Consider the following 21,838-nt stretch of genomic DNA (forward strand, 5'->3'; position numbering starts at 1 on the left):
GCGCTTGCCGGAATCGGACAAGCGCTTTTTTTATATCAGCAGTTTGATGATCAGCATCATGGCAACCGCCGCTCCAAACCAGCAGGCAGCTTTCATGATCAGTAAACCATAGTACCTCTGTTTAAAACGCAGTTCTTCTTCCGGCAGAAAAGCCTCCTCAACGGCCTGTTCGCTTTCCAATTCAAATGGCTCAGCCATCGTGTCATACATGTCTCTGCAGCTGCTGCACATTTTTAAATGCTCTTCTATAACGTGTTCCGTTTCTCTTTTACAATCACCTTCAAGATACAGAGGAAGCAGGTCTCTTACTAGAAAGCAGGTCATATCCGCTCCTCCTCTCTACTTTTCGTCATGTTTTTCTTTAGCTCTAATCTAGCCCGGTGCAATGTGGTTTTCACCTTAGAAAGACTCCATCCTAATATCTCAGCGATTTCTTCATAAGAAAGCTCTTGGAATTCTCTTAAAATCAAAACGGATTGATGCTGATCTTTTAACTTCAGGAGCTCCTGCCGCAGTGTTTCGCTTTTCACCGTCCGTGACAGATACTGTTCAGGCTGCTCATAAGTTGTTTGCGTTAACCCTTCATTTTTGCTGATATCAGTAAATTGGTATTTGACATCCCTGCGGTACCAATTGATAAAGGTATGATGCGCAATGGTATAGAGCCATGTTCTGATGGAAGAATGCCCCCTAAACGAAGCCAGACCGTTAAGAGCTTTCACAAACGTGTCCTGCGCTAAGTCCTTAGCTGTTTCAAGGTGATGAGTCCTTCTGAATAAATAATTTAAAATTTCTTGATAATACTGCCGATACAAGTCCTCAATGGAATCCCTATGCTTCATTAAAAGTAAAACCACACCGTCATCCAAATGGCCAATAAAATGAAACAGATATACATGGAAGACAGGTATACTTTCATATATCTGATTTGGCTTTCTTCTTCAGCACCGGGACTTCTCTTTAAACAAGTTTTACTCTTTAAGTCTTCCGCATTCTTTTGAAATAGGGATTCATGCTGTTTCATCCATTCCATTGATTCATCCTCTAGCTCTCCTTCTTTATACAGGTCGTATAAGTCTACAAAAACAGACTCTTTTTCTTTATGATTCATAAAGACTTTTCACCTCTTGTGTTTCTCCATCCACTACATAGGCATCATGGCGATTTGAACCAAACGGCTGAATAATGATCAGCCATGCATAATGCCGTTCATCCCCTCTTTGAACGATAATCGGACGCATACGCTTTTTGTAAATGACATCCTGATATAGAGAAGCTACTTTTTCGTAAGCCAATGTTCCATTACGATACGTATAGGGGAATGACTGATCAGGTGTATCGCTGTACACATAAACGTTTAGCTGACCTTGGTCTTCAAAAAACTCATATGTTTTAGAAGAATTAGTATATATTACCAAGTCACTCTTCCTGCTTTTTTTCTTCATTTCTGATACATCAGCATCAAAGACTGTTAATACCTGCCGCTGCAGCTGGCTGTTAGTCAGTGAAATTTCCTTTTTCATTGGAATCGAGAGACTGTGTAAACTACCGGATTCTCCATCAAACTCCAATATAATTCCATCTTTTGTTTCAACACGCACCATGCTTCCGAGCAGGCTGTCGCTTTCAATATCAGTGATCTGATAAGTCTGTTTTGATATGTTCAGCGCTGTAAACATTTGTTCCACTTTGTCGTGAATGTTTTGTTCTGTTATATGAACATGCAGAAGAGAGTCAAGCTGATAAATCGAAGGATCTTCACTAAAGCCCATTAAGGTTTCCTTTTCCCAATAAAATACCGCGCCATCATCAGCATGATCTTTTTTATGAAGTTGATTTTTCAGGTAAATACGTACGACTGTTTGGCCGTCTTCTTGAGATACCTTTGTTTCGATATGATCCTTATGTAACACACGTCCGTGTCGCTCAAGGAAAGCGATGGACTTTCGCTTGTACTCCTGATTCGTTAGCTTTTTTCCATGTGCTTTTTGTAAGTATTCATAATTACGAATCAGCTGCGATACTTCATCTACCTCAGCTTTATAACCTTTGCTTTCAAATGAGTAGAAATAATGCACATCCATGTTTGTATCATGCAAATAAAGTGTTTCATCCGTAGGAAAAAATGACTTTAGTATCTGTTCCGCTTTTTCTGATGAAATGTGCTCCCCGACAAAATTGAATGAATCATGGACATTTGCTGGCTTTGATACAGCGAAAGCAGCCGTTCCTATGTTATATATCGGATTTAACAGCAGGACAAAAAACAACATGACAGCCATCGTCACCCACTTATTCACACGCACATAAACCTTTCCTGACTTTTGGAACAGATGATAACTCATCAAAAATCCGGCCATTGCCAAATAAATCGTATATGGCATTACTGCACCATAATCTTTTGAGATTTGATTGGGATATGGCGCAAGCAGCAAGACAAGCAGTCCGATAATCAGCGTATAAAATAAGCCTAGTAAAATCTTATTTGTTCTCCAATACAGCTTGAAAAACACAACATTCAACACAATAGGAAGAGTAATAATGAAAAACAGAAACACGAATGCAATTGGCTCGACTCCATCCGAATTTTCCTTCCAATACGTAAAGAAACTGAATATCATTTGTACGATTGGCAAACTGACAACGGCAAGGTCGAACGTATAAAACTTACCCTTTCCGCCATGATCACGCGGCATCAGCATATAGTGAAAAGCCGTCAGCAACACATATCCGTATAACAAAAAATACAGCAGCGGCAGCAGTTCTTTTCCGTCCTCTCTTAAGTAAGCGCTGGTGAAGTTTGTTGATTGCACCTGGTGAATAAGTTCAACAGACACTCCCACCAGCAGCACAATCCGCAATATAACACCCGCCATGAACATTGTGCGCTGCCGGTTTATTTTAGGATGATGCACCAAAAGATATAAGCCCGACAGAACAACAATTGACCATTGAATCAGCAGGGTGCTTTGTCTGCTTAATATAAAATAACGTTCGAAATGCAATACATAATGACTGAATAACTCCAACACGAACAACAATCCTTTACTTCTTATTAAGGCCTCATTCGGTTAGACAGCGGACTTTTCAAAAAGTTTCAAGATGAAACAAAAATATCTCATCTTCCCCTTGATATGTAAAAAACATAACTCTTGAGTGAACCATCACATGACACTTGACTCATCTTGATATTATTCAACAAAAACAAACACAGGACAATACTATCAATTTTGTCTAGTTATGTTAGTTTTTGTTGAGTATTCCAGAATGCTAGTTTAATATAACAATATAAAGTTTTCAGTATTTTCAAAAAGGGGGATTTATTGTGGGTTTAGGTAAGAAATTGTCTGTTGCTGTCGCTGCTTCGTTTATGAGTTTATCAATCAGCCTGCCAGGTGTTCAGGCTGCTGAAAGTCATCAGCTTAAAGAGAATCAAACAAATTTCCTCTCCAAAAACGCGATTGCGCAATCAGAACTCTCTGCACCAAATGACAAGGCTGTCAAGCAGTTTTTGAAAAAGAACAGCAACATTTTTAAAGGTGACCCTTCCAAAAGGCTGAAGCTTGTTGAAAGCACGACTGATGCCCTTGGATACAAGCACTTTCGATATGCGCCTGTCGTTAACGGAGTGCCAATTAAAGATTCGCAAGTGATCGTTCACGTCGATAAATCCGATAATGTCTATGCGGTCAATGGTGAATTACACAATCAATCTGCTGCAAAAACAGATAACAGCCAAAAAGTCTCTTCTGAAAAAGCGCTGGCACTCGCTTTCAAAGCTATCGGCAAATCACCAGACGCTGTTTCTAACGGAGCGGCCAAAAACAGCAATAAAGCCGAATTGAAAGCGATAGAAACAAAAGACGGCAGCTATCGTCTTGCTTACGACGTGACGATTCGCTATGTCGAGCCTGAACCTGCAAACTGGGAAGTCTTAGTTGACGCCGAAACAGGCAGCATTTTAAAACAGCAAAATAAAGTAGAACATGCCGCCGCCACTGGAAGCGGAACAACTCTAAAGGGCGCAACTGTTCCTTTGAACATCTCTTATGAAGGCGGAAAATATGTTCTAAGAGATCTTTCAAAACCAACAGGCACCCAAATCATCACATATGATTTGCAAAACAGACAAAGCCGCCTTCCGGGCACGCTTGTCTCAAGCACAACGAAAACATTTACATCTTCATCACAGCGGGCAGCCGTTGACGCACACTATAACCTCGGTAAAGTGTACGATTATTTTTATTCAAACTTTAAACGAAACAGCTATGATAACAAAGGCAGTAAAATCGTTTCTTCCGTTCACTACGGCACTCAATACAATAACGCTGCATGGACAGGAGACCAGATGATTTACGGTGATGGCGACGGTTCATTCTTCTCTCCGCTTTCCGGCTCATTAGATGTGACAGCGCATGAAATGACACATGGCGTCACCCAAGAAACAGCCAACTTGATTTATGAAAATCAGCCAGGTGCATTAAACGAGTCTTTCTCTGACGTATTCGGGTATTTTAACGATACAGAAGACTGGGACATCGGTGAAGACATTACGGTCAGCCAGCCTGCTCTTCGCAGCCTGTCCAACCCTACAAAATACAACCAGCCTGACAATTACGCCAATTACAGAAACCTTCCAAACACAGATGAAGGCGATTATGGCGGTGTACACACAAACAGCGGAATTCCAAACAAAGCCGCTTACAACACCATCACAAAACTTGGTGTATCTAAATCACAGCAAATCTATTACCGTGCGTTAACAACGTACCTCACGCCTTCTTCCACGTTCAAAGATGCCAAGGCAGCTCTCATTCAGTCTGCCCGTGACCTCTACGGCTCAACTGATGCCGCTAAAGTTGAAGCAGCCTGGAATGCTGTTGGATTGTAATATTAGGAAAAGCCTGAGATTTCTCAGGCTTTTTTTGTTACATATCTTGATTTCTCTCTCAGCAGAAACGACGAAAAGATGCTGCCATGAGACAGAAACCGCTCCTGATTTGCAAAAAGAGGGATGCAGCCGCAAGTACGCATTTTATAAAAGCTAATGATTCAGTCCACATAATTGATAGACGAATTCTGCTCCAGGTCACGTGGCTATGTAAAGGATCGCGCGTCCAATTAAGAGCAAAAACATTGACAAAAAAATTTATTTATGCTAAAATTTACTATTAATATATTTGTATGTATAATAAGATTCTCCTGGCCAGGGGAATCTTATTTTTTGTGGAGGATCATTTCATGAGGAAAAATGAGTCCAGCTTAACGTCTTTGATTTCAGCTTTTGCCCGTGCATATCACAGCCGATATGACACACCACTTATTTTTGATGATTTTATCGCAAAAGATCTCATTAACGAAAAAGAGTTTATCGACATCAGTAAAAATATGATTCAAGGAATATCGTTTTTCAACAAAGAGATCGCCGAACGTTTCCAAAATGATCCTGAAAAAATATTAAAATGGGTTGCACAAATCCAGCTGTCTCCCACGCCCCTAGCACGTGCTTCTTATTGTGAAAAAGTCTTGCACAACGAATTAATGCTGGGAGCAAAACAGTATGTCATTCTTGGAGCAGGGCTGGATACTTTCTGCTTTCGGCATCCAGAATTAGAAAACAGCTTACAGGTTTTCGAAGTTGACCATCCGGCTACACAGCAATTGAAAAAAAATAAGCTGAAGGATGCAAATCTGACAATTCCGGATCATCTTCATTTTGTTCCTATGGATTTCACCAATACGTTTTCGTATGATCCTCTCTTAGATGAAGGATTTAAGAACACAAAAACATTCTTCAGCCTTCTCGGAGTGTCTTATTATGTAACACGGGAAGAAAATGCAAGCTTGATCAGCAATTTATTTTCTCATGTCCCGCCTGGAAGCTCTATTGTTTTTGATTATGCAGACGAAACACTTTTTACAGCAAAAGGGACGTCGAATCGAGTTGAACATATGGTGAAGATGGCTGCCGCAAGCGGAGAACCGATGAAATCATGTTTCACTTATCAAGAGATTGAACATCTGTTAGAGTCATCTGGTTTACTGATCTATGAACATCTATCACCAGACGACATCAATGACCTTTTCTTTAGTAATCGAAAAGACAATTTGTCAGCGTTTGAAACGATTCATTATATTCATGCGGTAAAAAAATAATTTTCAAATCATCAGAAGCCTCTCAATGTTTGAGAGGCTTTTTATTGAACCTGTATGCAGCAAATAAGCTGCCGTTATCATATGGAATCTTCTGCTAAAGGCTTCACCAAGATCATAAATGATTTGCCTTTCTCATCTTTTTCCGTTTTCAGCTGTTCAAAGCCGCATTGGCTTAAAAACAGTATCCATTCACTGCGCTCAATGGGAACTCCCGCAAACATCGCTTTGTGTTTGGCTCTAAGCAATTTGCTGATCTGTTCAATGATCATCTTCGCATGTCCCTTTTTTTCTTCAGCCGGGTCAATCAGGACCGTTCCGAGCCACGGCTTACCGTTTGAAGGAGACCACTCGAGATGGTAGCTGACGGCAACAGGCAGACCGTCTTTTTCCCATACAAGCCATGACCCGTTGTACATGGAATAGGAGATGATATAGTCTTCTGCATCTTTATCTCCAAACTCCTCCTCTTTCCATACAGGATGAGCCTCCGCGAGCTTTTCTAACAAGCTGAGATCATCCTGCTCAAATGGCCTACTTCCCAGCATGAAGATACTCTTCAAATATCGTTTTATGTATAGATGGGTTTCCGGCTAGCACACTGTGGTTTTCTAAAAAGGTAAACGGCTCTCCTTCAATGGTCGTATAGATGCCTCCTACTTCATTTAACAGCACACAGCCGGCTGCGTAGTCCCATGGCGCAAGCCGCATCGTGATGTAAGCATCTATTCTTCCTGCCGCGACATTTGCCAGCTCTAAAGCGGCAGAACCGTAGGAGCGTGTGCCTCTGACTCTTTTCACAAGTGGCGCTAACACACTTTGATCAATTCTTCTGTTTTCCGTTACCCATGTTGCATTAATGGCAAGAATCGCTTCTTCAATGACGGTTTCTTTTAAAGGAGCCAGCTTCGTTTCATTCATATAAGCCCCTCTGCCGCTAAATGCGTGATACAGCTCATCATGCACCACATCATAAATTAAACCGATTTTCCCTTCACCGTTTTCAAAAATCCCAATGGAAATCGCAAAATTTCTTTGCTGGTGCACAAAATTCATCGTCCCATCAATCGGATCAATAATCCATACGACTCCCTCAAGTGAGTGGATTTTGTCTCCTTGCCCCTCTTCACCGAGTATCCGATGTCCCGGAAAAGTTTCTTGAATTCGATCAATGAAAAACTTTTCGGTTTCTTTGTCAATATTGGTGACTAAATCATTCGGATTTGATTTCGTTTCAATTGTCAGGCTTTCATGCATGGATTGTGTAATTCTCGCGCCTGCTTCTCTTATCCACTTCTTTGCAATCTCATCAATTTCCGTCCAATTTGTCATTCGTTCGTACCTCTCTTCTATGTAGACCTTTTATTTTATAGGATACTGATAACGGCAATGAAAAAGCAAGGAAAATGAAAAATATCCCTTCTCACGTAAAAACGAACCATTCATGCGGTTCGTTTTCACTATCGCTTTTTTACCCGTTAAGACGAATCCATTCTTTTCTAAGTCGCTCAAGTTTGTTTTTGCTTTGTTCAATCTGCTCTTCATTTTCTTTCTGCATTGCTTCATATAGGGTTGCCAATTCATAATCAACCTCTAGTCTCCAGACAGCAACACGATTGTTTTTCTCTTCCTTAAATCCCTCTTTTACAACTTGCCTCATTGTCTTTCGCCCCTTCCAGAGATCATTTGTTTGTAAAAAAGCATCCCATTTTGCCATTCAACAATGATTACTTCTTATATCGTATGATTGTTCTATTTACGCGCAACATGATTCTGAAAATTGTGTGTTTACCTATTCGTTTATTACCACATTTCCCCTTACTTCAAACGCACTCAATCTTTTTGAAGCTCGTATGAACTGTGATAAAATATGTATACTTAGCATGAAGGAGGAAAATCATGACACAAATGCGTTTCACTGAAGAGGACTTTAACACTTTTACAATAGAAGGCTTAGACGCGCGCATGGAAGTATTAAAAGAGACGGTCCGTCCGAAGCTTACAGCTCTAGGCGAACATTTTGCCCCAACTTTATCAGCTTTAACCGGAGATGAAATGTTTCCGCATGTGGCAAAGCACGCAAGAAGATCCGTCAATCCCCCGGCTGACAGCTGGGTGGCGTTCGCAAACAGCAAAAGAGGCTATAAAAAACTGCCGCATTTCCAAATTGGTTTATGGGAAAGCCACGTTTTTGTGTGGTTCGCGATTATTTATGAATCCCCTATCAAAGAAGAATACGGCAAATTGCTTGAAGTGAACCAAGAAACCATTACGAAAAATATCCCTGACAGCTTCGTTTGGTCTGCAGATCACACAAAACCGGGAGTACATAAACAGTCTGAAATGGACAAGGAACAGCTGAAGACACTGTTTGAGCGTTTGCAGACTGTAAAGAAAGCTGAGCTGTTATGCGGCATCCAGCTCCAAAAAGAAGAAGTGCTGAATATGAATAACCAGGAATTCCTTCAGCGTATCGACGATGCCTTTAAGCAGCTTGCTTTTCTGTACCGTCTCACCCAAAAAGTATCACAAGCATAAAAAAGAGCCGGGATATCCCCCGGCTCTTTTTCTTACATTTTAATCTTCGCGTGATCAGATTCTCTCGCCTGTTTGACCGTGCGATAAGGAGAATATGTACTTTGTTCCTCAAACTCGCCGCATAGCTTTTTTTCCTCGGCCTTCCCCGGTACAATTTCCTTGAAACGGCGGTAAGCTTTAAGCAGTTCTTCACGATCCGCCCCTTTTTCATATGCAAGCTCAACCTGCTGGAAAAATGCAATCACATCCACTGCTTCTTCGGTTGTCCAATCTTCATTCATCGGATATTGATACTCCATTTTCTTCACTCCTTGTAGATTTACTTCCCTTAAGAGAAAGCATCTTCATTTGATCATAAATTGTTCTTTACATTCTTTCAAGTTCATAATATAATTCATTTGTTTTACGTCTAAAAAACGGTTGAGAAACTGATTTTAATACACACTATTATGCATAGGTATGATTACAAAGGTGGGAAAACAATTGTCGCAACATGAAACACCCTTATATACAGGACTGAAAAAGCATGCAAGCAGACAGCCTGTTCAATTCCACATTCCCGGCCACAAAAAAGGGGCAGGAATGGACCCAGAATTCAGACAATTTATCGGTGAAAACGCGTTAAGCATAGATTTGATTAACATTGAACCATTAGACGATCTGCACGCGCCAAAAGGCATTATTAAACAAGCACAAGATCTGGCTGCTGAAGCATTTGGCGCGGATCACACATTTTTTTCTGTTCAAGGAACAAGCGGCGCCATTATGACAATGGTAATGGCTGTTTGCGGACCTGGCGATAAAATTATTATTCCAAGAAATGTTCATAAATCAATTATGACAGCTATTGTATTTTCCGGAGCGGTTCCAATTTTTATTCATCCTGAAATTGACAATGAATTGGGCATCTCTCACGGCATTACACTTGAATCTGCTAAACGGGCGCTTACCGAACATCCGGATGCAAAAGGGCTTCTCGTCATCAACCCGACATATTTCGGTGTTGCAGCCGACTTAAAAAGCATCGTAGAACTCGCTCATTCGTTTGATGTGCCAGTGCTTGTGGATGAAGCACACGGCGTTCACATTCATTTTCACGACGAATTGCCGCTATCGGCTATGCAGGCAGGAGCGGACATAGCAGCGACAAGTGTACACAAGCTGGGCGGATCACTCACGCAAAGTTCGATTTTAAACATGAGAGAGGGCCTTGTATCAAAAGACAGAGTGCAATCCATACTGAGCATGCTGACAACTACGTCAACTTCTTACTTGCTTCTCGCTTCTTTGGATGTTGCCAGAAAACGCCTTGCAACAGAAGGCCACCAGCTTGCTGAGGAAACACTAAAGCTTGCCAATCAGACGAGAGATCGCCTCAACCAGATTGAAGGCATTTATTGTGTCGGTTCTGAGATTCTTGGGTCGAAAGCAGCTTACAGCTATGATCCGACAAAATTGATTATCTCTGTGAAAAGTCTGGGCCTGACAGGACATGACGTGGAAAAATGGCTTCGTGAATCCTTTAATATTGAGGTTGAGCTTTCTGATCTGTACAATATTTTGTGTATTTTCACTCCTGGTGACAGCCAAAATGATGCAGACCGGCTTGTAGAGGCTTTAACTGAGATCGCACAGCAAATGTCAGAACAAGATGTAACACATCAGCAAACTGAGGTTCTGCTTCCAGAAATACCTTTATTGGCAATGACTCCGCGTGATGCTTTCTATGCAAATACGGAAGTCATCCCATTAAAAGAAGCATCCGGACGGATTATTGCTGAATTTGTCATGGTATATCCGCCTGGTATTCCAATCTTCATTCCAGGAGAAATTATTACAGAAGAAAACATCAGCTACATTTTTAAAAACCTTGACGCAGGCCTCCCTGTTCAAGGACCTGAGGACTCGACTTTACATATGATCCGAGTCATCAAAGAACAAAAAGCAATTCAATAAAAAATAAAAAGCATGCGGCTTTAAGCCGCATGCTTTTTTTACTCTTCTTCAACAGGACATTGACATTGTCCGCAGCATGTTCCGTATAATGTTGTCACTTTCTCATCTTCAAAGTAATGAATGGCTTCGTTGCAATCTTGGCAAACAATCGTACCCATCTCTTATTCCCCATTTCTTTGAAATTTGAAAACGCTTAATTTCTTTTGTTGTTATTATATTAATATGTCACATTTAAAATGTCAACAACAAACTGTATAACACATTTGATTTTAGATCATCATATAGACCGTTCTTTTCCATTTTCCCTCATACACTATCTTATTCATACAGAAGCTTTACTCGATATATATGCCACAGCACATAATGTAATTTCACGTTTTCTTGAACTTTCATCCAAGAATGCAGCAAAAAATTTAATATACCCCAGGTGCTATTTTAAACGATTGATATAATATGTAATCTCACTTTAAAAACGGTTTCAATTATATAACAATTAGGTAACAAGAAGCAGATTAAGCCGCCTCTCGTGATAAACTAAAGCTAGTTTACTACTGTTTATACAGAGGAGAAGATAGATGCGATATCGCGCGGTATTCCCCATGCTGATAATAGTATTTGCTTTATCGGGCTGTACGCTTTCCACCATCAATCCGATGAAAAAAAGCCGGATTGACAACATTCATCATACACAAATCCTGTTTTTTTCTGATGAGAACCAAATAGACCAGGAAGCGCCTTATTACGATGCACTGCTTGATTTAGAAAAAGATTATCCCGAGCAAATAGATAAAATGAAGGTCTATGATAAAAAAGAAGGCTGGGAAGATGAGATTGAAACTGTCCCTACCCTTATGGTTGTTGATCAGCGCCATGTCGTGGTGAAAATCGAGGGATGTGTGAAAAAGAAAGAAGACATCATTAAACCATTACAGCATGTGCTGTCAAAATAAAAAAACAGCCCCGCTTTGAGCGAGGGCTGTTTTTGATATGAAAATTATTTTACGATGTGAATCGGACTTCCGATTGCCACTTCAGCAGCTTCCATTGTGATTTCGCCCAATGTTGGGTGAGCGTGAATTGTCATCGCGATATCTTCAGCAGTCATGCCGCCTTCAATCGCTAAGCTTAATTCAGAAATCATATCAGAAGCACTTGCTCCGGCGATTTGCGCACCGATCACAAGACCGTCCTCTTTACGAGTGATCAGCTTCATGAAGCCGTCTGTTTCGTTAAGAGAAAGCGCGCGGCCGTTTGCTGCAAATGGGAATTTAGCAGCAACAATGTCAAGACCTTCTTCTTTCGCCTGTGCTTCAGTGTAACCAACTGATGCAAGTTCAGGCTCAGAGAAAACAACCGCAGGAATACCAAGGTAATCGATTTCTGCAGGCTCTCCAGCGATAGCTTCTGCAGCGATTTTACCTTCGTAAGATGCTTTATGAGCAAGCGGCGGTCCTTCGATGATATCACCGATTGCATAAATGTTAGGTACGTTTGTGCGGCACTGTTTGTCAGTTTTCACGATACCGCGGTCCGTCATTTCGATACCGACTTGCTCAAGACCAAGCTCATCAGTGTTTGGACGGCGTCCTACTGTAATCAATACGTAATCAGCATCAACAGTTTTTTCTTCGCCTTTTACTTCGAAAGTAACTGTTACGCCGTCTGGTCTTTCTTCAACGCCTTTAGCCATCGCGTTTGTATGGATTTCAACGTTGCCTTTTTTCTTCAGTCTGCGTGTAACAAGAGAACTCATTTGTTTTTCGAAGCCAGGAAGAATTTCATCTCCGCCTTCAAGAATTACAAGTTCAGTACCGAAGTTAGCATACGCAGTTCCAAGTTCAGTTCCGATGTATCCGCCGCCGATAACAACGAGCTTTTTAGGAATTTCTTTAAGAGCCAAAGCGCCAGTTGAATTCAGGACACGCTCACTATATTTGAAGTTTGGCAATTCGATAGGACGAGATCCAGTAGCAATGATTGCGTTTTTGAACGTGTATGTTTGAGCAGAGTTCTCATCCATAACACGAACTGAATTGCTGTCTACAAAGTAAGCTTCACCTTTTACAACATCTACTTTGTTGCCTTTAAGAAGACCTGCTACACCGCCAGTAAGCTTGTTGACAACAGAAGCTTTCCATTCTTGAACTTTTGTGAAATCAACTGTTACATTCTCAGCAGTGATTCCCATGTCATCAGAATGTTTTGCATTCTCATAACGGTGACCTGCATTGATCAGCGCTTTTGAAGGGATACATCCAACGTTCAGACAAACGCCTCCAAGAGTTGCTTTTTCAACGACTGTTACTTTTTGTCCAAGCTGTGCAGCGCGGATGGCAGCTACATAGCCGCCAGGTCCCGCACCAATTACAAGAGTATCTGTTTCAATAGGGAAATCTCCTACTACCATAACATTACGCCTCCATTAAAATTAATTGTGGATCGTTCAGTAAACGCTTGATGTGATTTAATGCATTTTGCGCAGTTGCTCCGTCGATCATACGGTGGTCGAAGCTGAGAGAAAGAGCTAAGACTGGAGCTGCTACGATTTCGCCATCACGAACAATCGCTTTTTCTGCAATGCGTCCGATACCAAGAATCGCAACTTCTGGATGGTTGATAACCGGAGTGAACCATTGTCCGCCGGCAGAACCGATGTTTGTAATTGTGCAAGATGCGCCTTTCATTTCAGCTGGAGCAAGCTTGCCTTCACGAGCTTTTGTTGCAAGGCCATTGATCTCATCAGAAATTTCAAAGACAGATTTACGATCTGCATTTTTCACAACCGGTACAAGCAAGCCTTTTTCAGTGTCAGCAGCGATACCGATGTTGAAGTAATGTTTTTGGATGACTTCATCTGTTTTATCGTCAATTGACGTGTTTAAAACAGGGAATTTTTTCAGTGCAGATGTAAGAGCTTTTACAACGTAAGGCAAGTAAGTCAGCTTGATTCCTTGATCAGCAGCAACTTGTTTGAACTGTTTACGATGTGCAACAAGGTTTGTTACGTCCACTTCGTCCATTAACGTTACGTGAGGAGCAGTGTGTTTAGAGTTAACCATCGCTTTTGCAATTGCTTTACGGATACCGCTCATTTTTTCGCGTGTTTCTGGGAATTCGCCCTCTGGAGCTGGTGCAGCAGCCGGTTTAGCAGCTGTTTCTTGTGGTGCAGCTGTTTCTTGCGGTGCAGCTTCTTGCGCTCCTCCGTTTACAAAGCTGTCGATATCTTCTTTTACAACACGTCCGTTGTTGCCTGAACCAGTAACCTTACGGATGTCTACACCTTTTTCACGAGCATATTTACGTACGGAAGGCATAGCGATCACGCGTTTGTTCGGGTCAACTTCAGCTTGATCCTGCTGTCCTGCGCCAGTAGCTTTTGCAGGCTCTTGAGCTTGCTCTTCTTTCGCAACGTCTTGTCCAGCTTCTGCAGTTGACTGAACTTGTGCTTCAGTTTTCGCATCGTCAGACTCATCGCTGCCTTTAAATTGAAGATCTTCGTAACCAGGTGCATCAAACGTAATAATCGTTTGTCCAACAGTTGCAACCGTTCCCTCTTCAACTTTTAATTCTAATACTTTTCCTTTAACAGGTGAAGGAATTTCTACTACTGCTTTATCATTTTGGACTTCAGCCAGTACATCATCTTCGTCTACCTCGTCGTTAGGCTTGACAAACCATTTTACGATTTCGCCTTCGTGGATACCTTCCCCGATATCTGGAAGTTTAAATTCAAATGCCACAGTTCTCGACCTCCTAGTTTGATTAAGCAATTTTAAAGTTTACATCGTAAGCATTGAAAACAGATATATAATAGAGGGAAAACGTTCAGCTTCCCTCTCGATTATGCAGTTTGATTAAAATTCAAGCACTTTTCTTGCTGTTTCAAGAACGTCTTTATGGTTTGGAAGCCATACGCTCTCCGCTTGAGAGAAAGGAAATACTGTATCTGGCGCTGCAACGCGAAGTACAGGTGCTTCCAAGCTCAGGATCGCACGGTCATTAATTTCTGCTACTACGTTTGCAGCAATACCGGCTTGTTTTTGTGCCTCTTGAACGACAATCGCGCGTCCTGTTTTTTCTACAGAAGCGATAATTGTATCGATATCAAGTGGGCTTACTGTACGAAGGTCGACAACTTCAGCAGAAATGCCGTCTTTTTCAAGCTCCTCAGCAGCTTTTAATGATTCATGAACCATTGCGCCGTAAGTGATGATTGAAAGATCAGTACCTTCACGTTTCACGTCAGCTTTTCCAAGCTCAATTGTGTATTCTTCTTCAGGAACTTCCTGACGGAAAGAACGGTAAAGCTTCATGTGCTCTAAGAAGACAACAGGATCATTGTCTCTGATCGCAGAAATTAAAAGTCCTTTGGCATCGTAAGGAGTTGATGGAATAACAACTTTGATACCAGGCTGTTGTGCAACAAGACCTTCTAAGCTGTCAGCGTGAAGTTCAGGAGTATGAACACCGCCGCCGAAAGGAGAACGAATTGTTACAGGTGAAGTCCAGCGTCCGCCAGAACGGTAGCGCATACGAGCCATTTGGCCAGAAACTGAATCCATTACTTCATAAACAAATCCGAAGAATTGGATTTCCATTACCGGACGGAAGCCGTTTAAGCCTAAACCAAGGGCAAGACCGCCGATACCAGATTCAGCAAGTGGCGTGTCAAACACACGGTCTTCACCGAATTCTTTTTGCAATCCTTCTGTCGCACGGAATACGCCGCCGTTTACACCAACGTCTTCTCCGAAAACTAAGACATTTTCGTCATTTTTCAGTTCTGTGCGTAACGCATCCGTGATTGCTTGAATCATTGTCATTTGCGCCATGGCTTACTTCGACTCCTTCTGTGTATAAATTTCAAATTGCTCCTCAAGGTTGTGAGGCATTTTTTCGTACATGATTTTCATTAAATCAGTTACTTTTTGCTTCGGTTCAGCATCAGCTTTTTTGATCGCTTGCTTAATTTCTTCTTTCGCATCCTCAATTACTTTTGCTTCTTCTTCTTCAGACCATAAGCCTTTGTTTTCAAGGAACGCACGGAAACGTACAAGCGGATCTTTTTGTTCCCACTCATTTTCGATTTCTTTTGTACGATATTTAGTAGGATCGTCACCAGCCATTGTGTGCGGGCCATAACGGAATGTAAGTGTTTCAATTAGTGTTGGACCTTCGCCGTTGATTGCGCGCTCGCGTGCTTCAGCAGTTGCTGCGTATACAGCAAGCGGATCCATTCCGTCTACTTGTACGCCGACAATACCGGCAGCTACAGCTTTTTGTGCAATTGTTTCAGCTGCAGATTGTTTTTCAACAGGAGTTGAAATCGCGTAACGGTTGTTTTGCACCACGAAGATTGCAGGTGCTTTATAAGCTCCGGCAAAGTTAATTCCTTCGTAGAAGTCCCCTTGAGAAGCTCCGCCGTCACCAGTGTAAGTGATTGCGACAGCTTTCTTACCGCGTTTTTTAAGACCTAGCGCAACACCGGCAGTTTGAATGTATTGAGCACCGATAATGATTTGTGGAGAAAGGGCATTCACATCATCAGGCATTTGGTTTCCTCTGAAATGTCCGCGAGAGAAAAGAAACGCTTGATATAATGGAAGGCCGTGCCAAATTAACTGAGGCACATCACGGTATCCAGGAAGAACAAAGTCTTCTTTTTCAAGCGCGAAATGCGTTGCAATCTGAGAAGCTTCTTGACCCGCAGTAGGAGCGTAAAATCCGAGACGTCCTTGACGGTTTAATGAGATAGAGCGTTGGTCAAGCACACGCGTAAATACCATGCGGCGCATTAGCTCTTTTAATTGATCATCAGTTAAATCAGGCATCGCCGCTTCATTCACGACTTCTCCCTTTTCATTTAAAATTTGGAACGTTTCGAACTGCTTTTTAATGGCATCAAATTGCTTCTTACTGTCAACGATAGCTTTTTTCGTTTTTGCAGCCATACTAAGTCACCTCTTCCTTTCTTTTAAACAGTCATTAGACGTGCATTCCTTTTATACATACAAACTTAGGGTACCCTAAAGTATCAGCAGTAAGTCGTATTATATTTTAGCCGATCCCCAGTTTGCCAAAACCTTTTATGTAGGATAGTTACACTCTGCTTTGAACTGTATTATTTCGAAGTTGTAAAAAACTAATACAACACCGCTTAACATGGATTAGTTTACACCAAATAAAGAAGAACCGTCAATCGTTTTCATCGCTGATTTTCAATAAATGTATTCGCTTTACATTTTCAACAAAAAAACAGATGCCAACCGCACCCAAAACTGTACTAGTATACCTTACTATACTGTACTACAATAGAAATGAAAATTTTGAACGAAATCCGAATCGCATTTCATTCAAAAAAAGAGCTGATCGAGTCAGCTCTTTTTCACACGATAGCCTGCAGCATCATATAAATCTTCCCGGGCTTTATTATATTTTTCGGTTTGTTCATTAAATTCTCCGCTATATTTAAGGATCTTTTCATAAGAAGCATTGACTTTATCGATCTGCTGATCCAGATCATCTCTTGTCAAATCTTTGTCTTTCAGCTGCATATACAGTTTTTTATTAAGCTCAAGCGCTTTTTTATACTCTTTATACATAGTGCCATATGATGTATATCTTTTCTCCATATGGTTTGCTGCGGCATCGGCCTTTTCTTTTATGTCTTTTTCCTTAATATGTTCCGCTGACGTTTTTGCTTCCTCAAATTCTGTTTCCGATTTTTTCATGCTGTCATTTTCAAGCTTTAGGTGTTCTTCGCGCTTGCTGACATTTTCAAGCGCCTTATTAGATAAAGCAACAATTTTTTTATAATCATCCATATTGAGCTTCATAACACTATCGTAAAGCTGATTTTCTTTGGCCTCTAATTCTTTGAGTGTTTTTTGTTCTTCTTGAAACGGCTTTTCCGATTCCGCGGCTTTTTCTAATGAATGATGAAGTGAATCAACCGGGTCCTGTCCCATGCATCCTGTTAATATCAGTGCCATGGCACAAAAAGCTCCGATCTTCATTCCAGGCCGCCGTTTTATTGCGTCTTTCACGTTAAATCCCCCAATCTTGACAATTTCTACTATAGAATCCATGGGGACATTTGGCAATAGTCGTGCTGTATTAATGCAATACTGAAATTAAATCAAAAAAGTGAAAAATCAGGACAGATGACCATACAATTTTTTTGTTTTTACATAGGTTATATTAGACGCTATGCCTACTTATAAAGGCTCTGGCGTAATTAAAAGAGGAGGTTATGTAATATGTATGGATATGGTTACGGCGGAGGCTGCTGCAGTTATGGTGGTTACGGATATGGTGGCTGCGGATATGGCTACGGCCGCACCTTTGCGCTAATCGTTGTTTTATTCATTCTGTTAATCATTGTCGGAGCTGCTTATTTAGGCGGAGGCTGTTGCTAACCACACAGCATGAAATTGACCAGCCATATACGGCTGGTCATTCGTTTCGTTGCACCTTTGTGAAGAAATCCGATATAATTTACATATTAAGCTTTAGGAGTGAAGTTTCTTGATTACTATGGAAAACATCGTACGTGACGGCCATCCAGCCCTCAGAGAGACTGCCGAACCTGTTGAGCTGCCTCCAACTGATGCAGAAAAACAGCAGCTGGCCGACATGATCGAATTTGTTAAAAACAGCCAAAATCCGGAATTAGCCGAAAAATACAAGCTGCGCCCTGGCGTAGGGCTCGCAGCTCCTCAAATTAATATCAAAAAACGAATGATCGCCGTTCATGCGGAAGATGCTTCCGGTAAATTATACAGCTATGCTCTGTTTAATCCTAAGATCGTCAGCCATTCAGTTGAAAAAAGCTACTTAACAAGCGGCGAGGGCTGCCTCTCTGTAGATGAAGCCATTCCCGGTTATGTTCCCCGCTATGCTCGCATCAGAGTAAAAGGAACAACACTAGAAGGCGAAAATATTGATATTCGTTTAAAAGGATTTCCGGCTATTGTGTTTCAGCATGAGATCGATCATTTGAACGGCGTTATGTTCTATGATCATATTGATAAGGAAAATCCTTTCAAAGAACCTGAAAATGCAATCGCAATTGAGCGCTAATAGAAAAACGGCTGGCACAATGCCAGCCGTTTCTTTATTTTAAAAGGCCCAATTCTTTGACAGCGTATGTAATTCCATCCTCGTCCACCGGCTTTGTTACAAAGTCCGCGATTTCTTTCAGTTCGGGAACAGCATTTCCCATAGCAACGCCTGTCCCTACATATTCAATCATTTGCAGATCATTTAATCCGTCGCCGAAAGCATATGTATCGCCGATATCAAACGGAAGACGCTCAATCACTTTTTTGATTCCTTCTGCCTTAGAACCTCCGTGCGGCAGAACATCAGTCGATAGCTCATGCCAGCGAACTAGATCAAACTCAGGAAAAGCGGCATAGGCTTTTTCTTCTTCATCCTGACAAAATAAAAGAAGCTGAAAAATTTCTTTTCCTTCATAAAAAAGGTCATCGGTCTCTGGGTAATCGGTTTTAAGGCTGCCGATTCCCTCGAGAACATGAGGGTGATCCGCAACAGTCGCTTTCATCGTGTCCTCAGCCATAAACACAACAGGATGCTTGCCTTCATCCGCCTGCTTTAATAATCGCCTAATTGCATCTTCAGACAGCGGATTTTTATAAATCACTTGATTTTCAAAGACAACAAACTGTCCATTGTAGGAAATAAATGAGTGGATGCCCAGCTCCTCCAAAATCGGCTTAACCAAAAATGGAGACCGGCCGCTGGCAATAAACACATGATGCCCTTGGCGCTGGAGCTCCGCCACGGTTTTTCTCGTACTTTCCGGTATATTCTTATCATGATCATATATTGTGCCGTCAATATCAAAAAAGATTAATTTAGAATCCATCGCAACTTCCCCTTTATCGTCTTGGTCTGCAATTCCCACCCTCATCATACAAAAAGATTGTCATTCAGCAAACAATTTCGTTCAAAAATCATATTAAATTCCATTAATAACCACGAAAAGTCTTCCTCAATCTCCGTATACTATTTTTATAAAAGAACTCTGGGACAAATATTTTAATAAAGGAGGAACTGGCTAATGCTGCGTAAATTAAGAAAAAAACTCAGAAGACAATGGAACGGAATGCTCCGCAAGAAAGCAATTGCCTGACAAGGGATCTTTCACTTTTTGAGAGATCCTTATTTTGCTCAAGGCTTTCCTTATATTCCGTTTTCGAATATAATAGAATGAGCGAGTCTAACATACGGCATTTAAGGAGAGATTTGGAATGATTTATAAGGTATTTTATCAAGAGAAGGCTGACGAAGTACCTGTTCGGGAAAAGACAGATTCACTTTATATTGAAGGCGTATCTGAGCGTGACGTCAGAACAAAGCTGAAAGAAAAGAAATTTAATATTGAGTTTATTACACCTGTTGATGGTGCATTCTTAGAATATGAACAACAGAGCGAAAATTTTAAAGTATTGGAGTTATGAGCGGTATGAAATTTGTAAAAAATGATCAGACTGCTGTTTTCGCCCTCGGAGGTTTGGGCGAAATCGGTAAAAATACGTACGCGGTGCAATTCCAGGATGAAATTGTGCTGATTGATGCGGGGATCAAGTTTCCCGAGGACGAACTGCTCGGAATTGACTACGTCATCCCTGATTATACGTATTTAGTCAAAAACGAAGATAAAATTAAAGGGCTTTTTATCACCCACGGGCACGAAGACCACATCGGCGGTATTCCATACCTGCTCAGACAAGTGAATATTCCTGTATACGGCGGAAAACTCGCGATCGGCTTACTTCGGAATAAACTTGAAGAGCATGGTTTATTGAGACAGACGAAACTGAACATTATCGGCGAGGATGATATTGTAAAGTTCCGCAAAACGGCTGTGTCATTCTTCAGAACAACACACAGTATTCCGGATTCCTACGGCATTGTTGTAAAAACGCCGCCCGGAAACATCGTACATACTGGGGATTTCAAATTCGACTTTACTCCAGTCGGCGAGCCGGCAAACTTAACGAAAATGGCCGAAATCGGTAAAGAAGGCGTTTTGTGCCTTCTTTCAGACAGCACAAACAGTGAAAATCCGGAGTTTACCATGTCTGAGCGCCGTGTAGGAGAAAGCATTCATGACATTTTCCGCAAGGTGGACGGCCGAATTATCTTCGCTACATTTGCGTCGAATATTCACCGCTTGCAGCAGGTAATTGAAGCTGCTGTACAAAATGGAAGAAAAGTTGCCGTATTTGGACGCAGTATGGAATCGGCTATCGAAATTGGACAGACACTCGGTTATATTAACTGTCCTAAAAATACGTTTATTGAGCATAACGAAATCAATCGTATGCCTGCTAATAAAGTAACAATTTTATGTACAGGAAGCCAAGGGGAACCAATGGCGGCGTTATCAAGAATTGCAAACGGCACACACCGCCAAATTTCAATCAATCCTGGGGATACAGTCGTATTTTCTTCATCCCCTATTCCAGGCAACACAATCAGCGTGAGTCGAACAATCAACCAGCTGTATCGTGCGGGTGCTGAGGTTATTCACGGCCCTCTTAACGATATCCATACATCCGGTCACGGCGGACAGGAAGAACAGAAACTGATGCTTCGTTTAATCAAGCCTAAATTCTTCATGCCGATTCACGGTGAGTACAGAATGCAAAAGATGCATGTCAAGCTTGCAACAGATTGTGGCATCCCAGAGGAAAACTGCTTTATCATGGATAATGGTGAAGTATTAGCGCTTAAAGGCGATGAGGCTTCAGTTGCAGGAAAAATCCCGTCCGGTTCAGTGTACATTGACGGAAGCGGTATCGGTGATATTGGCAATATCGTACTTCGTGATCGCAGAATTCTCTCTGAAGAAGGACTTGTCATCGTTGTTGTCAGCATTGACATGGACGACTTCAAGATTTCAGCGGGGCCAGATTTGATTTCCAGAGGATTTGTGTACATGAGAGAATCTGGCGACTTGATCAACGACGCTCAAGAGCTCATTTCAAATCACTTACAAAAAGTAATGGAACGAAAAACGACTCAATGGTCTGAAATCAAAAACGAGATTACAGACACTCTTGCGCCTTTCTTGTACGAAAAAACAAAGCGCCGTCCAATGATCCTGCCGATCATTATGGAGGTTTAAAAAAAGAGGCACTCCCTAAGGGAGTGCCTCTTT

The 21,838-nt window shown here is 41.5% G+C and carries 24 protein-coding genes; 9 read left to right on the top strand and 15 right to left on the bottom strand.

Features of this window, described 5'->3' with window-relative positions; translation table 11 throughout:
- Positions 1-30 precede the first annotated feature (30 nt).
- The 4 genes from ylaD to ACQVGT_RS12805 are packed head-to-tail and all read right to left on the bottom strand — an operon-like array spanning position 31 to position 3,041.
- A complete protein-coding gene (ylaD, locus tag ACQVGT_RS12790) occupies positions 31-324 on the bottom strand; it encodes an anti-YlaC sigma factor ylaD (RefSeq protein WP_015383572.1) in 294 nt (97 codons plus the stop codon).
- Positions 321-842, bottom strand: a complete 522-nt coding sequence (gene ylaC / locus ACQVGT_RS12795) for an RNA polymerase sigma factor YlaC (RefSeq protein WP_015483186.1) — start codon at positions 840-842, stop codon at positions 321-323. The genes ylaD and ylaC overlap by 4 nt, the downstream gene beginning before the upstream one ends.
- Complete coding sequence (locus ACQVGT_RS12800; protein WP_003232287.1) at positions 842-1,111, bottom strand: hypothetical protein; 270 nt, start codon at positions 1,109-1,111, stop codon at positions 842-844. Before ACQVGT_RS12800 ends, ylaC begins: the two co-directional genes overlap by 1 nt.
- Positions 1,101-3,041, bottom strand: a complete 1,941-nt coding sequence (locus ACQVGT_RS12805; protein WP_080030665.1) for a hypothetical protein — start codon at positions 3,039-3,041, stop codon at positions 1,101-1,103. The genes ACQVGT_RS12800 and ACQVGT_RS12805 overlap by 11 nt, the downstream gene beginning before the upstream one ends.
- A 284-nt stretch (positions 3,042-3,325) precedes the next feature.
- On the opposite strand from ACQVGT_RS12805, the gene nprE reads away from it, so the two are divergent.
- Both nprE and ACQVGT_RS12815 read left to right on the top strand, forming a co-directional pair.
- Entirely contained in the window at positions 3,326-4,891 is a 1,566-nt protein-coding gene (nprE, locus tag ACQVGT_RS12810) for a neutral metalloprotease NprE (protein ID WP_015383569.1), read from the top strand.
- A 350-nt stretch (positions 4,892-5,241) separates the two neighbouring features.
- A complete protein-coding gene (locus ACQVGT_RS12815; protein ID WP_015483184.1) occupies positions 5,242-6,156 on the top strand; it encodes a class I SAM-dependent methyltransferase in 915 nt (304 codons plus the stop codon).
- Between the two features lie 77 nt (positions 6,157-6,233).
- Here ACQVGT_RS12815 and ACQVGT_RS12820 read toward each other — a convergent pair whose 3' ends face one another.
- From ACQVGT_RS12820 to ACQVGT_RS12830, 3 genes are all read right to left on the bottom strand, one after another.
- The gene (locus tag ACQVGT_RS12820) at positions 6,234-6,662 is read right to left on the bottom strand and encodes a GNAT family protein (RefSeq protein ID WP_080030727.1); all 429 of its coding nucleotides are present in this window, start codon (positions 6,660-6,662) and stop codon (positions 6,234-6,236) included.
- A gap of 25 nt (positions 6,663-6,687) precedes the next feature.
- On the bottom strand, positions 6,688-7,485 hold the full coding sequence (gene suhB / locus ACQVGT_RS12825; protein ID WP_015383566.1) for an inositol-1-monophosphatase: 798 nt from the start codon (positions 7,483-7,485) through the stop codon (positions 6,688-6,690).
- A 139-nt stretch (positions 7,486-7,624) separates the two neighbouring features.
- Positions 7,625-7,813: a YkzI domain-containing protein gene (locus ACQVGT_RS12830; RefSeq protein WP_009967148.1), complete on the bottom strand. Its 189-nt coding sequence runs from the start codon at positions 7,811-7,813 to the stop codon at positions 7,625-7,627.
- 239 nt (positions 7,814-8,052) lie between these two features.
- On the opposite strand from ACQVGT_RS12830, the gene ACQVGT_RS12835 reads away from it, so the two are divergent.
- Positions 8,053-8,691, top strand: coding sequence for a YktB family protein (locus ACQVGT_RS12835; protein WP_015252167.1), 639 nt, complete (start codon positions 8,053-8,055; stop codon positions 8,689-8,691).
- A 32-nt stretch (positions 8,692-8,723) separates the two neighbouring features.
- Here ACQVGT_RS12835 and ACQVGT_RS12840 read toward each other — a convergent pair whose 3' ends face one another.
- Positions 8,724-8,990 (bottom strand): UPF0223 family protein, encoded by a 267-nt coding sequence (locus ACQVGT_RS12840; protein WP_003245382.1) that lies wholly within the window; start codon positions 8,988-8,990, stop codon positions 8,724-8,726.
- A 184-nt stretch (positions 8,991-9,174) separates the two neighbouring features.
- Between ACQVGT_RS12840 and speA the strand changes: the two genes are divergently transcribed.
- Positions 9,175-10,647 carry an arginine decarboxylase gene (gene speA, locus ACQVGT_RS12845; protein ID WP_014479695.1) on the top strand — a complete coding sequence of 491 codons (1,473 nt, stop codon included), beginning with the start codon at positions 9,175-9,177 and terminating at the stop codon, positions 10,645-10,647.
- Between the two features lie 38 nt (positions 10,648-10,685).
- On the opposite strand, the gene ACQVGT_RS12850 is transcribed toward speA, so the two are convergent.
- Positions 10,686-10,805 carry a GapA-binding peptide SR1P gene (locus tag ACQVGT_RS12850; RefSeq protein WP_015383564.1) on the bottom strand — a complete coding sequence of 40 codons (120 nt, stop codon included), beginning with the start codon at positions 10,803-10,805 and terminating at the stop codon, positions 10,686-10,688.
- A gap of 417 nt (positions 10,806-11,222) precedes the next feature.
- Between ACQVGT_RS12850 and slp the strand changes: the two genes are divergently transcribed.
- On the top strand, positions 11,223-11,597 hold the full coding sequence (slp, locus tag ACQVGT_RS12855; RefSeq protein WP_003245672.1) for a peptidoglycan-associated lipoprotein Slp: 375 nt from the start codon (positions 11,223-11,225) through the stop codon (positions 11,595-11,597).
- A 44-nt stretch (positions 11,598-11,641) separates the two neighbouring features.
- Here the strand turns inward: slp and lpdA are convergent, their stop codons facing one another.
- The 5 genes from lpdA to ACQVGT_RS12880 all read right to left on the bottom strand — a co-directional run bounded on the left by lpdA (position 11,642) and on the right by ACQVGT_RS12880 (position 17,693).
- The gene (gene lpdA, locus ACQVGT_RS12860; protein WP_003232309.1) at positions 11,642-13,054 is read right to left on the bottom strand and encodes a dihydrolipoyl dehydrogenase; all 1,413 of its coding nucleotides are present in this window, start codon (positions 13,052-13,054) and stop codon (positions 11,642-11,644) included.
- A gap of 4 nt (positions 13,055-13,058) precedes the next feature.
- On the bottom strand, positions 13,059-14,387 hold the full coding sequence (gene pdhC, locus ACQVGT_RS12865; RefSeq protein ID WP_003232311.1) for a pyruvate dehydrogenase complex dihydrolipoyllysine-residue acetyltransferase: 1,329 nt from the start codon (positions 14,385-14,387) through the stop codon (positions 13,059-13,061).
- 114 nt (positions 14,388-14,501) lie between these two features.
- Positions 14,502-15,479 (bottom strand): pyruvate dehydrogenase complex E1 component subunit beta, encoded by a 978-nt coding sequence (gene pdhB, locus ACQVGT_RS12870; RefSeq protein ID WP_014113660.1) that lies wholly within the window; start codon positions 15,477-15,479, stop codon positions 14,502-14,504.
- 3 nt (positions 15,480-15,482) lie between these two features.
- Positions 15,483-16,598, bottom strand: coding sequence for a pyruvate dehydrogenase (acetyl-transferring) E1 component subunit alpha (gene pdhA, locus ACQVGT_RS12875; protein WP_003222294.1), 1,116 nt, complete (start codon positions 16,596-16,598; stop codon positions 15,483-15,485).
- Positions 16,599-17,021: 423 nt separating this feature from the next.
- Positions 17,022-17,693, bottom strand: coding sequence for a YkyA family protein (locus ACQVGT_RS12880; RefSeq protein ID WP_014476698.1), 672 nt, complete (start codon positions 17,691-17,693; stop codon positions 17,022-17,024).
- Positions 17,694-17,906: 213 nt separating this feature from the next.
- On the opposite strand from ACQVGT_RS12880, the gene ACQVGT_RS12885 reads away from it, so the two are divergent.
- Both ACQVGT_RS12885 and def read left to right on the top strand, forming a co-directional pair.
- Positions 17,907-18,065 carry a YjcZ family sporulation protein gene (locus ACQVGT_RS12885; RefSeq protein WP_003232317.1) on the top strand — a complete coding sequence of 53 codons (159 nt, stop codon included), beginning with the start codon at positions 17,907-17,909 and terminating at the stop codon, positions 18,063-18,065.
- Between the two features lie 109 nt (positions 18,066-18,174).
- Positions 18,175-18,729 carry a peptide deformylase gene (gene def, locus ACQVGT_RS12890; protein ID WP_003245474.1) on the top strand — a complete coding sequence of 185 codons (555 nt, stop codon included), beginning with the start codon at positions 18,175-18,177 and terminating at the stop codon, positions 18,727-18,729.
- A gap of 34 nt (positions 18,730-18,763) precedes the next feature.
- Here the strand turns inward: def and ACQVGT_RS12895 are convergent, their stop codons facing one another.
- Positions 18,764-19,537 (bottom strand): Cof-type HAD-IIB family hydrolase, encoded by a 774-nt coding sequence (locus tag ACQVGT_RS12895; RefSeq protein ID WP_015483182.1) that lies wholly within the window; start codon positions 19,535-19,537, stop codon positions 18,764-18,766.
- Positions 19,538-19,922: 385 nt separating this feature from the next.
- Here ACQVGT_RS12895 and rnpZA point away from each other — a divergent pair, with 385 nt between their 5' ends.
- A complete protein-coding gene (rnpZA, locus tag ACQVGT_RS12900) occupies positions 19,923-20,132 on the top strand; it encodes an RNA polymerase subunit omega 1 (RefSeq protein ID WP_003222303.1) in 210 nt (69 codons plus the stop codon).
- A gap of 5 nt (positions 20,133-20,137) precedes the next feature.
- Entirely contained in the window at positions 20,138-21,805 is a 1,668-nt protein-coding gene (rnjA, locus tag ACQVGT_RS12905) for a ribonuclease J1 (RefSeq protein ID WP_003245660.1), read from the top strand.
- Positions 21,806-21,838 lie beyond the last annotated feature (33 nt).

The sequence above is a fragment of the Bacillus sp. SCT118 genome (genome assembly GCF_058566435.1).